The sequence below is a fragment of the Caballeronia sp. NK8 genome, from assembly GCF_018408855.1.
Lineage (GTDB): Bacteria > Pseudomonadota > Gammaproteobacteria > Burkholderiales > Burkholderiaceae > Caballeronia.
Map to the genome: position 1 here is coordinate 1,714,690 of NZ_AP024322.1, position 13,918 is coordinate 1,728,607.

General features: G+C 66.3%; 6 protein-coding genes. 5 read left to right on the forward strand and 1 reads right to left on the reverse strand.

Annotation, left to right across the window (positions count from 1 at the left end):
• Positions 1–22: 22 nt before the first annotated feature.
• From NK8_RS08220 to NK8_RS08240, 5 genes are all read left to right on the forward strand, one after another.
• Positions 23–1,384, forward strand: coding sequence for an MATE family efflux transporter (locus tag NK8_RS08220; RefSeq protein ID WP_213228558.1), 1,362 nt, complete (start codon positions 23–25; stop codon positions 1,382–1,384).
• A 92-nt stretch (positions 1,385–1,476) separates the two neighbouring features.
• Positions 1,477–7,497, forward strand: coding sequence for an Ig-like domain-containing alpha-2-macroglobulin family protein (locus tag NK8_RS08225; RefSeq protein WP_213226031.1), 6,021 nt, complete (start codon positions 1,477–1,479; stop codon positions 7,495–7,497).
• Positions 7,498–7,501: 4 nt separating this feature from the next.
• Positions 7,502–9,709, forward strand: coding sequence for a penicillin-binding protein 1C (gene pbpC / locus NK8_RS08230; protein ID WP_213226032.1), 2,208 nt, complete (start codon positions 7,502–7,504; stop codon positions 9,707–9,709).
• Between the two features lie 197 nt (positions 9,710–9,906).
• Entirely contained in the window at positions 9,907–10,485 is a 579-nt protein-coding gene (locus NK8_RS08235) for a helix-hairpin-helix domain-containing protein (RefSeq protein WP_213228560.1), read from the forward strand.
• Between the two features lie 153 nt (positions 10,486–10,638).
• Positions 10,639–11,103 carry a YidB family protein gene (locus NK8_RS08240; protein WP_162065786.1) on the forward strand — a complete coding sequence of 155 codons (465 nt, stop codon included), beginning with the start codon at positions 10,639–10,641 and terminating at the stop codon, positions 11,101–11,103.
• Positions 11,104–11,266: 163 nt separating this feature from the next.
• Here NK8_RS08240 and clpB read toward each other — a convergent pair whose 3' ends face one another.
• Positions 11,267–13,864, reverse strand: a complete 2,598-nt coding sequence (gene clpB, locus NK8_RS08245; RefSeq protein ID WP_213226033.1) for an ATP-dependent chaperone ClpB — start codon at positions 13,862–13,864, stop codon at positions 11,267–11,269.
• Positions 13,865–13,918: the final 54 nt, after the last annotated feature.

A 13,918-nucleotide genomic window follows, 5' to 3' on the forward strand; every position in this document is an offset into this window, starting at 1 on the left:
GACCCCGACCAGCACGACCGGCATGCTGAGCGACGTGCGCAGGATCGCCGCGCTCGCGTGGCCGGTGCTGATCGGCCAGCTTGCGGTGATCGCGTTCGGCGTGATCGATACCGCGATGGTCGGCCGCTTCTCCGCCACCGATCTGGCCGCGCTCGGCCTCGGCGGCTCTGTCTATATCTCGGTGTATATCGGCCTCACGGGCATTCTGGTCGCGTTGCAGCCGATCGCCGGGCAACTGTTCGGCGCGGGCCGCGAAAGCGAGATTGGCGAAGAGACGCGTCAGGCGTTCTGGCTCGCCGCCGTGCTCGCCGTGATCGGCTTCGTGCTGCTGTTCCATCCCGAGCCGCTGCTGTCGCTCGCGAAGACGCCGCCCGCGCTGCACGACCGCACCGTCGACTATCTGCGGATTCTGTCGTTCGGCCTGCCCGCGAGCCTCGCGTTTCGCGTCTACAGTTCGCTCACCAACGCGGTCGGCAAACCCCGGCTCGTGATGTTTCTGCAAGTCGGCGGCCTGCTGCTCAAGTTTCCGCTCAACACCTGGTTCATCTTCGGCGGCGCGGGCTTCCCCGCGCTCGGCGGTCCGGGCTGCGCGCTCGCGAGCACGCTCATCAACTGGGTGCTCGCGATCGTCGGCATGACGGTGCTCTTCAAGGTCGAGTTCTTCCGCCCGTTCGGCATCTTCTCGCGCTTCTGCTGGCCGGTCTGGCGGCGTCAGCTCGCGCTCCTGCGTCTCGGCATTCCGATGGGTCTCTCGTATCTCATCGAAGTGACCTCGTACACGTTCATGGCGCTCTTCATCTCGCGCTTCGGCACGACCACGCTCGCCGGTCATCAGATCGCCGGCAATCTCGGCGCGGTGCTTTACATGACGCCGTTGTCGATCGGCATTGCGTCGTCGACGCTCGTGTCGCAGGCGCTCGGCGCCGGACGCTACGACGACGCGCGTTCGATCTCGCGTCACGGTATCGGCATGGCGTGCGTGCTGGCGCTCGCCTACGGCGTGCTTCTGATCGCCGCGCGCGCTCACGTGATCGCGGCCTATACGCCCGATGCGGGCGTCATCGCCGCCGCGATGCCGCTCGTGCTCATCATCTTCTTCTATCACTTCTGCGACGCGCTGCAGATCACCACCGCGTTCATCCTGCGCGCGTACAAGGTGACGCTCGTGCCGACCGTGATCTACGCCATCGCGCTGTGGGGCATCGGGCTCGGCGGCGGCTATCTGCTCGGCTTCGACGTGGGCGGCGGCGTGCCCGAGTGGCTGCAGGGCGCGCGCGGTTTCTGGATCGCGAATTCGGCGAGTCTGGGTATAGCGGGCGTCGGCCTGTTTCTCTACTGGCGGCGCGTGAGCGCGCGGCATCTGAACAAGGTCGATCCGACCTGATGTGTGGAAAAACATCATCGGCTCGCATCATCGGAAAGACTGACGTAAGGCTCCAGTAGAATTTCGCGTCGAGGGAAACCCGGAGCGAGTGGATGAGCCGCATTACAACGTCACAAAAAAAATGGATTCTGGCCGCAACCACGCTGATCGCCGCGCTTGGTTTGAGCACCGCGCTGCATCGAGCCGATGCCGCGCGCATCGCCAGCGTGTCTCCGCAAGGCAAGGTCGCGCAAGTGCGGCAGGTCGTCGCCAAATTCGACGAACCGATGATCGCGTTCGGCAATGCGGCGGCGGGCGCGCCCGGCAAGCTCGCCTGTAGCGGTGCGAGCACGGCGGCGACCGCGGGCTCGGGCCGCTGGATTGACGCCAGAACCTGGGCGTTCGACTTCGAGCACGATCTGCCGCCCGGCGTGCGCTGCGCGCTCGATCTCGCGGACGGCCTCAAGTCCGTCGCCGGCAACGCGCTTGGCGGCCCGCGCCACTTCGCGTTTCAGACGGGCGGACCGTTCGTCACGCGCATCATGCCGAGCTACGGCGACATCGAAGAGAATCAGGCCTTCGTGCTGCGGCTGAACGGCCCGGCTACGCAGGCTTCGGTGCTCGAACACGTCTGGTGCGAATCGAGCGCGCTCGGCAACCGCATTCCGGTGCGCGCGGTCGATGACGCCACACGCGCCGCCCTGCTCGACCATTTCAAGCTGCAAAAGGAAAGCGATCGCGTGCTTACGCTCGCGTGCCAGCAAACGTTGCCGTCGGCGAGCAAAATGCAGCTCGTGTACGGCGCGGGCGTGACGGGGCAAAGCGGCATCGCCAACGACGTCGAGAAGCGCTTCGACTTCAACGTGCGCGAGCCCTTCACGGCGAACTTCTCCTGCGAGCGCGAGAACGCGAACGCGCCTTGCACGCCGCTGCGTCCGCTGCGCCTGAACTTCAGCGCGCCGATCAGCCGCGCCGACGCGCAGAAGTTCGTGCTGCACGGGCCGAAGGGCAACGCGTCGCCTCGTTTCGATGCGACCGACAAGGACGCCGAAGTCAGCGCCGTCGAATTCGCCGCGCCGCTGCCCGAGCGCGCCGATCTCACCATCGACGCCCCCGCGAACCTGAAGGACGTCAGCGGCCGCGCGCTCGCCAACGCCGATCTCTTCCCGCTCAAGACCGCGACCGCGCCGATGCCGCCGCTCGCGAAGTTCTCATCGGGCACGTTCGGCATCATCGAGCGCTTCGCCGAACCGGACATGCCCGCGATGCTGCCGGTGACGCTGCGCCACGTCGAAGCGGATCTGCATGTGCAGGGCCTCGATTCGGGCACATCGCAGATCACGAAGCTCAAGCTCGACGCCGACCAGGACATCCGCCAGTGGATGCGCGCCGTCGATCTGTTTGATGGCGTCGCGATGCCGCGCTCGACCATCGAGGAGCGCATGCCGGCGATGCTGCGCAACGGCATCGCGCCGGTCGTCATCCCGAACAGCGACGGCTCGGTGTCCAAAGACCCGCAGATCGACATCCGTTCGCTGTCGATGCTGGCGAAGCAGCGCGGCGTCGAAACGCTCACCCTGCCCGCCGCCGATCCGAAAGCCTTGCGGCCATTCGAAGTCGTCGGCATTCCGCTCACGAAGCCGGGCTTCTATGTCGTCGAACTGAACTCGCCCGCGCTCGGCGCGTCGCTGCTCGGCAAACCTCAGGCGATGTACGTGCGCACGTCGGTGCTCGTCACCAATCTCGGCGTGCATTTCAAGCAGGGGCGCGAGAACAGCCTCGCGTGGGTCACGACGCTCGACAAGGGCAAGCCCGTGGCGAACGCGCAAGTGCGCGTGACCGACTGCAACGGCGAGGAAATCGCCACCGCGAAAACCGACGCGCAAGGGCTCGCGAAGATCGGCAAGCCGCTCGTGGCCGCGCGCGAATGCAACGAGCACAGCCTCGCGTGGGGCGGCTTCTTCGTGTCGGCGCGCGTGAACGATTCCGTCACCGGGCCGGACATGGCGTTCGTGCTGTCGGACTGGAATCGCGGTATCGAATCGTGGCGCTTCAACGTGCCGACCGACATGAGCGCGACGCGCACGACGCGCGCCCATACGGTATTCGACCGCACGCTGCTGCGCGCGGGCGAAACCGTGTCGATGAAGCATCTGCTGCGCGTCGAAACGCTCGGCGGCTTCGCGTTCCCGGCGAGTTATCCGAGCCGCGTGACTATCCGCCACGTCGGCAGCGGCCAGACCTGGCATCTGCCGCTCAAATGGGCGGCCGATCATAGTGCCGATTCGACCTTCACCGTGCCCGTCGCCGCGAAGCTCGGCGAATACAGCGTGACGCTCGACAACGGCGCGGCCGCGTCGAACGACGACGACAACGACGGCGACAACGACGGCGACAACGACAACGCCGTCACGCAGTCGTACGAATCGGGCAGTTTCCGTGTCGAGGAATTCCGCCTGCCGGTGTTCAAAGGCGCGATCACGGCCGGCGACGCGAAATCGCCCGGACTCGTCGGCGCGCAGGAAGCGGCCGTCGCGGTGCGGCTCGAATACGTGCAGGGCGGACCGGCGTCGAATCTGCCGGTGCAGGTTTCCGCGCTCGTGCGCGACACAGCGCCGGCGTTTGCTTCTCAGTACGAGGCGTTCAGCTTTGCGCCCTATCGCAAACCGGCGAACGACGGTGCAAGCGCGCCCGCCGAAGACGAAGACAGCGAACAGCAGGACAACGCGACGACGAAGCTCATCGCGGACAAACTGCGCGTGACGCTCGATCGCGACGGCGTCGGCAAGGTCACGGTGAAGCCGCTGCCGGCGGTCGAATCGCCGAAGCGTCTCGCACTCGAAGCGAGCTTCGCTGATCCGAACGGCGAGATCCAGACCATCAGCGGCAGCGCGACGCTCTGGCCGGCCGCGGTCGCCGTCGGCGTGAAGGCGGGGCATTGGGTGTCGGTCGGCGGCGCGCTGCCGGTGCAGGCCATCGCGCTCGATTTGCAGGGCAAGCCGCGCGCGGGCGTATCGGTCGATATCAAGGCCGTCGCACGCGTGATGTCGAGTTCGAGGAAACGCATGGTCGGCGGCTTCTATGCGTACGACAACCACACCGAGATCAAGGATCTCGGCACGCTGTGCAGCGGCAAGAGCGACGATCACGGCATCGTCTCCTGCGACGCAAACCTGAAAGAACCGGGCAACGTCGATCTGATCGCGGTCGCCAAAGACGGCGACGGCCGCGCGGCCAACGCGAGCACGTCGGTCTGGGTCACGCGCCAGGACGAGTTGTGGTTCGGCGGCGAGAACACCGATCGCATCGACGTCTTGCCCGAAAAAACCAGCTACGAACCCGGCGAGACCGCGCGCTTTCAGGTACGCATGCCGTTCCGCTCGGCGACGGCGCTCGTCGCGGTCGAGCGTGAAGGCATCGTAGAGACGCGGGTCGTCGAACTGAACGGAAAGGACCCGACCGTCGAGCTGAAGGTCGAGGAAACCTGGGGGCCGAACGTCTACGTGTCGGTGCTCGCGTTGCGCGGACGCATCCGCGAGGTGCCGTGGTATTCGTTCTTCACCTGGGGATGGAAGGCACCGGTCGAATGGGCGCGCGCGTTCTGGTACGAAGGCCGGCAGTATCAGGCGCCGACGCCGCTCGTCGATCTGTCGAAGCCCGCGTTCCGTTACGGGCTCGCCTCGATCAAGGTCGGCACGGCGGCGCACCGGCTCGCCGTCAACGTAAGTCCGGACGCGAAGTCGTACAAGGTGAGAAGCCGCGCGCACGTCAAGGTCAAGGTCGCGCTGCCCGACGGCAAGCCCGCGCCGGCCGGCACGCAGATTGCCGTCGCAGCCGTCGATGAAGCGCTGCTCGAACTGATGCCGAACCGAAGCTGGGACGTGCTCGACGCGATGCTGCAGCAGCGCGCCTACGGCGTCGAGACGGCGACCGCGCAGATGGAGATCATTGGGCGGCGTCACTTCGGACGCAAGGCGGTGCCCGCGGGCGGCGGCGGCGGACACAGCGCGACGCGCGAGCTGTTCGACACGCTGCTGCTGTGGAATCCGCGCGTCACGCTCGATGCGAAGGGCGAAGCCACCGTCGACGTACCGCTGAACGACGCGCTCACGCGCTTTCGGATCGTCGCAGTCGCGGCGGTCGGCGCGGGGCAGTTCGGCACCGGCAGCGCATCGATTCAAAGCACGCAGGACTTGCAGCTGATCTCGGGATTGCCGCCGCTCGTGCGCGTCGGCGATGCGTTCCGCGCGCAGTTCACGCTGCGCAACACGACCGCGCGGACGATGCGCGTCGTCGTCGCGCCGCGCGCCGGTTCGCTCGCGCTCGACGCGCGCACGGTGGAGCTTGCGCCGGAATCGTCGCAGGAAGTGGCCTGGGACGTGACGACGCCGGATGTCCTCGGCGCCAATTCCTCCGCGAGTCTCGCATGGGAAGTCAGCGCGGCAGAACAGGCCGCGCCCAAGGCAAGCGACGCCGTGAAGCTGACGCAGAAAGTCGTCGCGGCGATTCCCGTCACCGTGCAGCAGGCGACGATCACGCAGGTCGACGGCACCTTCGCGCTGCCCGTCGCGCCGCCCGCCGACGCAAGCAAATCGGGCGATGGCGCCGTGCGCGGCGGCATCGCGGTGTCCTTGCAGCCGAAGCTCGCGGACGGTCTGCCCGGCGTGCGCCGCTGGTTCGAGCGCTATCCGTACAATTGCCTCGAGCAGCAAACCTCGCGCGCGCTCGGCCTGATGGACGCCGCGCAATGGCAAGGCGTGCTCACGAAGATGCCGTCGTATCTCGACCGCGACGGCCTCGCGAACTACTTCCCGCCTGCTGACGACGAACGTCCGACCGGCAGCCCCGCCCTCACCGCGTATCTGCTCGCCGTCAGCGACGAAGCCGCGAAACAGGACAGCCGCTTCGCCCTGCCCGCCGATCTGCGCAATCAGATGGCGGCAGGCCTCGCGAATTTCGTCGACGGCAAGCTCGAACGCAAGTTCTGGACGCCACGCAACGATCGCGACTTCGAGAAGCTCGCGGCCATCGAGGCGCTGTCGCGCTACGGCCTCGCGCAGCCGCGCATGCTCGGCTCGATCACGATCGCGCCGGACCAGTGGCCGACATCGGCGGTGCTCGATTACTACGCGATCCTCTCGCGCGTCGATGGCATTCCGAATCGCGACGAGAAGCGCGCGCAGGCGGAGCAGATCATCCGCGCGCGCCTGACGTATCAGGGCACGCGCCTCACGTTCTCGACCGAGCGCGACGACGATCTCTGGTGGCTCATGACCAGCGCCGAGACCAACGCCGCGCGCACCGCGCTCATTTTCGCGGACGCGCCGGGCTGGAAGGACGAGATGCCGCGCGTCGTCGCGGGTCTGCTGGCGTTGCAGAAGAACGGCGCGTGGCAGACGACGACCGCCAATCTGTGGGGCGCGCTGGCGGTCGGACGGTTCTCACGCCTGTTCGAGAGCACGCCGGTCACGGGTCATACGTCGATTCAGCTCGGCACTTCGACGCAAGGTGTGAACTGGAGCGCGCCTGCATCGAATGCGCCCGCTTCGGCCACGTCCGTGACGAAAACCGCGAGCGTGCGCAGCGTCATGCTGCCGTGGAGCACCGGTTCGCTCACGCTGACGCAGGACGGCACGGGCAAACCGTGGGCGACAATCGAAAGTCTCGCGGCCGTCGCGCTCAAGGCGCCGTTCGCGGCGGGCTATCGCATCGCGAAGACCGTCACGCCGATCGACCCTGCCGTGAAGGGCGTGCTCTCGCGCGGCGACATCGTGCGCGTGCATCTCGACATCGACGCGCAAAGCGACATGACCTGGGTGGTCGTCAACGATCCGATTCCCGCGGGCGCGACGATACTCGGCTCCGGTCTCGGCCGCGACTCCGAAGCCGCGACATCGGGCGAGAAGCAGGATCGCGGCGCGTGGCCTGCGTTCGTCGAACGTGGCTTCGAGGGCTATCGCGCGTATTACGACTATCTGCCGAAGGGCAAGCTGACGGTCGAATACACGATGCGGCTGAACAATCCCGGCACCTTCGGCCTGCCGCCGACGCGCGTCGAAGCGCTTTACGCGCCCTCGACGTTCGGCGCGCTGCCGAACGCGGCGGTGACCGTGCAGCCGTCGCCCGCGAAGTGACGTCATGAGACGCGCCGCCTGCCTCGTCATCGCCTGCGCTCTGTCGGCGGCGGCGCACGCGTCGCCGAACTTCGACGAGGTGCGGGCGAAGTGGCGCAGCTCGGACTGGGTGCTGCTCGCGCGCGACGGCGAGCCGCTTGCCCGCACGCGCGTCGATACGAGCGCGCGGCGCGGCGACTGGGTCGCGCTGTCGGATGTGTCGCCGGCGTTGCGCGAGGCGATCGTCGTATCGGAAGACAAGCGCTTCTACGAACACGCCGGCGTCGACTGGCGTGGCGCGGCCGCGGCTGCATGGGGCAATCTGTGGAACACGCGCACGCGCGGCGCATCGACGGTGACGATGCAGCTCGACGGCCTCATCGATGCCGGCAAGCCAGCAGGCCGGCGCTCGATCGGCGAAAAGGCCGGCCAGACGATCGGCGCGCTGTGGCTCGAACGCAGCTGGCGCAAGGATCAGATTCTCGAGGCGTATCTGAATCTCGTGCCGTTTCGCGGCGAGATCGTCGGCTTGTCGGCGCTCTCGCAGACGCTGTTCGGCAAGGCGCCGTCAGGTCTCGACGAACGCGAAGCCGCGCTCGCCGCCGCGCTCGTGCGCGCGCCGAATGCGCCGTATCCGAAAGTCGCCGCGCGAACCTGCGCGATCCTGCGCGACATGCAGACGCTGCACGGCACGCGCGGCGTCGATCCATGCGTCAATCTGGGCAGCTATGTCCAGCTCACGCTCACGCGCACGGCGTCCGCCCCCGCCTTCGCTCAAGGAGATGCCGCGCTCGCGCCGCATCTCGCGCGACGCATCGCGAACGAAGTGCATCCGGCGGCAGGCGCGCGCGTGCGCTCCACGCTCGACGCCCGCCTGCAACGCTTCGCCCGCGATACGCTCGCGCGCACGCTCGCCGAACTGAACGCGCGCGCGCATCCGCGCAACGTGCACGACGCGGCGGCGGTCGTGATCGACAACCGTTCGGGCGATGTGCTCGCGTGGGTCGGCTCGGCGGGCGGTCTGTCGAACGCGCCGGAAGTCGATGCCGCGCTGGCCGCGCGTCAGGCGGGCTCGACGCTCAAACCCTTCCTCTATGCGCAGGCCATCGACGAGAAGCGCGTCACCGCCGCCACCCTGCTCGACGACGCCCCGCTCGATCTGGCGACCGGCGGCGGCCTCTACATCCCGCAGAACTACGATCACGATTTCAAGGGCTGGGTGAGCGTGCGCACCGCGCTGGGTTCCTCGCTGAACGTGCCCGCGGTGCGTACGCTCGTGATGGTGACGCCGCATCGTTTCGCGAAGACGCTCGTCGCACTCGGCCTGCCGCTGACGCAGGCGGGCGATTACTACGGCTTCAGCCTCGCGCTCGGCAGCGCGGATGTCACGCTGGCGACGCTGACCAACGCGTACCGCACGCTTGCGAACGGCGGTATCGCGCGGCCGTTCTTCGATCTCATGCAGGATCGTCCCGCGCCCGCGGGCACCCGCATCTTCAGCCCCGAAGCGAGCTTCATCGTCACGGACATCCTCGCCGACAACAACGCGCGCACGCGCACCTTCGGCTTCGACAGCGTGCTCGCGACGCGCACCTTCAGCGCGGTAAAGACCGGCACCAGCAAGGACATGCGCGACAACTGGGCGGTCGGTTTCACCTCGCGTTATAGCGTGGGCGTCTGGGTCGGCAATGCCGACGGCGCGCCGATGTGGGACGTTTCAGGCGTGACCGGCGCCGCGCCCGCGTGGAACGCGATCGTCAACTATCTGAACCGGCGATCGGATAGCCGTCCGCCGCAAACGCCATCGGGCGTCGTGACGACCCGCGTCACGTATCAGAACGAGATCGAGCCGGCGCGCAACGAATGGTTCGTGCGCGGCACGCAGATGAGCGCCATCGGCCTCACGTCCCATGCGGCGGAGGCCGCGCGCGGCGCGCAACCCGACGCGAAGGCGGCACGCATCGGCGCGCCGACGAACGGCACGATCTTCGCGCTCGATCCGGATATTCCGCCCGCGCGGCAACGCGTGTGGTTCGAGCGCGTCGACAGCGGCGCGCGCCTCGCGTGGCGGCTCGACGGCAAATCCTATGGCCACGACGCCCGCGCGGCGTGGCTGCCGTGGCCGGGCCGTCACGTGCTGGAACTGGTCGACTCGAAAGGCGAAGTCGTCGATCAGGTCGGCTTCGAGGTGCGCGGCGCGTTTGCGAAGACGCCCGCCGGTGCGCTCCGGTGAGAGACTAAATCGCAACGTCATCCGTCCGGCGTTTCGCAGCGTTAAAGATTGTGCGGAAGCGCGGTGCGCGCGGCGGGGTCGTGCACAATGCGAACCGTCATCGTTCGTGCCGGCTTTTTGCCCTATGCTTAACGGCATCTTCCCAATCGGCCCGAACTTATCGATTCATCCTTTCTCACCAAGCCTGGAGTGCCGTCATGCTGAAAAAGCTGCTGATGCTGTGCTTAGCGTTCATAGTGTCGATGGGTGTGGCCTTCGCCGCGGTCGACGTCAATACCGCCGATCAAGCCGCGCTGGAATCGGTAAAGGGTCTGGGGCCGGTAAAGTCCAAAGCGATCGTCGACGAGCGCACCAAGAACGGCCCGTTCAAGGACGCCGATGATCTCGCCACCCGCGTCAAGGGCCTCGGCACGAAGTCGGTGGCGAATCTGGAGCAGAACGGCCTGACGATCGGCGGTTCCTCGCTGCCGCCGACGGGCAAGACGTCCAAACCCACCACGACGCAAGGCGGCGCCGCCGCGCCGAACTCGACGGTCAAGTCCTCGACGGCGGCCACTGGCGCAACTGCGCCGACTGCCACCACGGCGCAGACGCCGGCCACGACGCCCGCTGCACCCGCATCGGGCACGAAGGCTTCGAAGAAGTCGAAGAAGGAAAGCGCCGCGTCGGCGACGGCCAGCGCATCGGCACCGTCCGCCGCCAGCGACACGAAAACAAGCAAATCGAAGCGCAGCAAGAAAGACAAGGCCGCCAGCGCAGCGGCCGCAAGTCAGTAATTCTTCGGGGAACCTTGACGGAGGAACGTTGCCTTCGCAGGACCATCGTTGAACGGTCGCTCGCGGCCGATGCCCGCGCCGCCGCGCCCCGCTCACATGCGGACGCGGCGGCGCGAGCGAACCCACCCCGTAACCTCTCGTAGTGAGACTGCCATGAGCCTAATCGATATCCTCGCCTCCACCCTCGGCAATTCATCGCAACAACCGGGCGGCCAACCTGCCCAGTCCGGCCAGGCCGCGCTGATCACGGCGGCGCTCGCGTTCGTCAACAGCCAGCCGGGCGGTCTCATGGGCCTGATCCAGCGCTTCCAGCAGCACGGCGCGGGCGATGTCGTGCAATCGTGGATCGGCACGGGCGAGAACAAGCCGATCAGCCCCGACACGCTCACCAACGTGCTCGGTCAGGACAACGTCGGCGCGCTCGCGCAGAAAGCCGGCGTCTCGGGCGATCAACTCTCGGGCATGCTGGCGGCGGTGTTGCCGCATGTCGTCGACCGCGCGACGCCCAACGGCGAAGTGCCGCCCGAAGGCCAGCTCGATCTGTCCAGCGTGCTCGGCTCGCTCGGCGGCCTTGGCGGCCTGTTTGGCGGCAAGAGCGAAGAGCCCAAGCAGGGCTGATCGCGCTTCTTGTTGCATCGAAAGCCCCGCCGGCATTGCGCCGCGCGGGGCTTTTACTTTGCAGACGGTGTTTCGAGCGCGCCATAAAGAAAAAAGGCAACGAATCGCTTCGTTGCCTTTTGTATGAACGGCTGACCCGCATGCGGGTCAGCCTCGGCGCGCCTCAATGCACCACGCGATCGAACACGAACTGCCCTTCCCGCACATCGACCGGAATGACGTCCTTCGGCCCGAACCGTCCGGCGAGAATCAGCTTGGCGACCGGATTTTCGATCTCTTGCTGAATCGCGCGCTTCAGCGGCCGCGCGCCGAACAGCGGATCGTAGCCGACCTTGCCGATCTGCTCGAGCGCCGTGTCCGACACTTCGAGCTGCATGTCGAGCTTCGCCAGACGTTCCTGCAAACGATGCAGCTGAATCTTCGCGATCGATTCGATATTGGTGCGATCGAGCGCATGGAACACGACGACATCGTCGATACGGTTCAGGAATTCCGGCCGGAAGTGCAGCTTCACTTCTTCCCAGACGGCGTCCTTCACGTTCTCCTGCGGCTCGCCGACCATGCCCTGAATGACTTGCGAACCGAGGTTCGACGTCATCACGATCACCGTGTTCTTGAAGTCCACGGTGCGGCCCTGGCCATCGGTCATGCGGCCATCGTCGAGCACTTGCAGGAGCACGTTGAACACGTCCGGATGCGCCTTCTCGATTTCGTCGAGCAAAATCACGCTATACGGCTTGCGACGCACCGCTTCGGTCAGATAACCGCCTTCCTCATAGCCCACGTATCCCGGCGGCGCGCCGATCAGCCGCGCAACGCTGTGCTTCTCCATGAACTCGCTCATGTCGATGCGGATGAGATGATCCTCCGAATCGAACAGGAACGACGCGAGCGCCTTGCACAGTTCCGTCTTGCCGACGCCCGTAGGACCCAGGAACAGGAACGAGCCATACGGACGGTTCGGATCGGACAAACCGGCGCGTGAACGGCGAATCGCGTCCGCCACCGCGCCGATCGCCTCGTCCTGGCCGATCACGCGCTCGTGCAACTTGCTCTCGATCTGCAAGAGCTTTTCGCGCTCGCCCTGCATCATCCGCGACACGGGAATGCCGGTGGAACGCGACACGACTTCGGCGATTTCCTCCGCGCCGACCTGCGTGCGCAGCAGCCGCGGACGCGTCGGGTTGTTCTGCTCCTGCGATTCGGCCTGCGTCACCTGCTTCAGGCGCGCTTCGAGTTCCGGCAGCTTGCCGTACTGCAACTCGGCGACCTTTTCGAGCTTGCCTTCGCGCTGCAGCCGCGTGATGTCCGCGCGCACCTTCTCGATTTCTTCCTTCAATTGCGCGCTGCCCTGCACGGCCGCTTTCTCGGCAGTCCAGATTTCTTCCAGGTCCGAATACTCGCGGTTCAGCCGATCGATTTCCTCTTCGATCAGTTGCAGACGCTTCTGCGACGCTTCGTCCTTCTCCTTCTTCACCGCCTCGCGCTCGATCTTCAGCTGAATGAGACGACGGTCCAGCTTGTCCATCTCTTCGGGCTTCGAATCGATTTCCATCTTGATGCGCGACGCCGCTTCATCGATCAGATCGATGGCCTTGTCCGGCAGGAAGCGGTCCGTGATATAGCGATGCGACAGTTCCGCCGCCGCGACGATCGCCGGATCGGTGATATCGACGCCGTGATGCAGCTCGTACTTTTCCTGCAAGCCGCGCAGGATCGCGATAGTCGCTTCCACAGTCGGCTCGTCTACCAGCACCTTCTGGAAGCGGCGTTCCAGCGCCGCGTCCTTCTCGATGTACTTGCGGTATTCGTCGAGCGTGGTCGCGCCGACGCAATGCAGCTCGCCGCGCGAGAGCGCCGGCTTGAGCATGTTGCCCGCGTCCATCGCGCCTTCGGCCTTGCCCGCGCCGACCATCGTGTGAATTTCGTCGATGAAGACGATGGTCTGCCCTTCATCCTTCGCGATGTCATGCAGCACCGCCTTCAGGCGCTCCTCGAACTCGCCGCGATACTTCGCGCCCGCGAGCAGCGCGGCCATGTCGAGCGACAGCACGCGCTTGTTCTTGAGCGTTTCCGGCACTTCGCCATTGACGATGCGCTGCGCGAGCCCTTCGACGATCGCCGTCTTGCCGACGCCCGGCTCGCCGATCAGCACCGGATTGTTCTTCGTGCGGCGCTGGAGGATCTGGATCGCGCGACGGATTTCGTCGTCGCGGCCGATCACCGGATCGAGCTTGCCCGCGCGGGCGCGTTCCGTCAGATCGACGGTGTATTTCTTGAGCGCCTCGCGCTGGCTTTCGGCGTCCTGGCTGTTGACCTGCGCGCCGCCGCGCACGGCGTTGATCGCCGCTTCGAGCGCGCGGCGCGACAGGCCGTGCTGCTTCGCGATGCGGCCCGCTTCGCCACGATCGTCCGCGACGGCAATCAGGAACATCTCGCTCGCGATATACGTGTCGTTGAGCTTTTGCGCTTCCTTGTCCGCGGCGTTGAGCAGGCCCGCGAGCTCGCGGCTCACTTGAACATTGCCGTCCGTGCCCTGAACTTGCGGCAGACGCCTGATGGCGTCGTTCAGCGAAGTTTGCAGCGCCGGCACCTGCACGCCCGCATGCGACAGCAGCGAACGCGCGGAACCGTCCTGCTGTGCGATCAGCGCCGCAAGCAGGTGAACCGGCTCGATGTACTGGTTGTCGTGTCCGACTGCCAGGCTTTGCGCGTCCGAGAGCGCTTCCTGGAATTTGGTGGTGAGTTTGTCGATTCTCATTTTTTGAAGCTCCAATTCTGAATACGATCAAAATGAGGCGCTTTCTGTCACTTT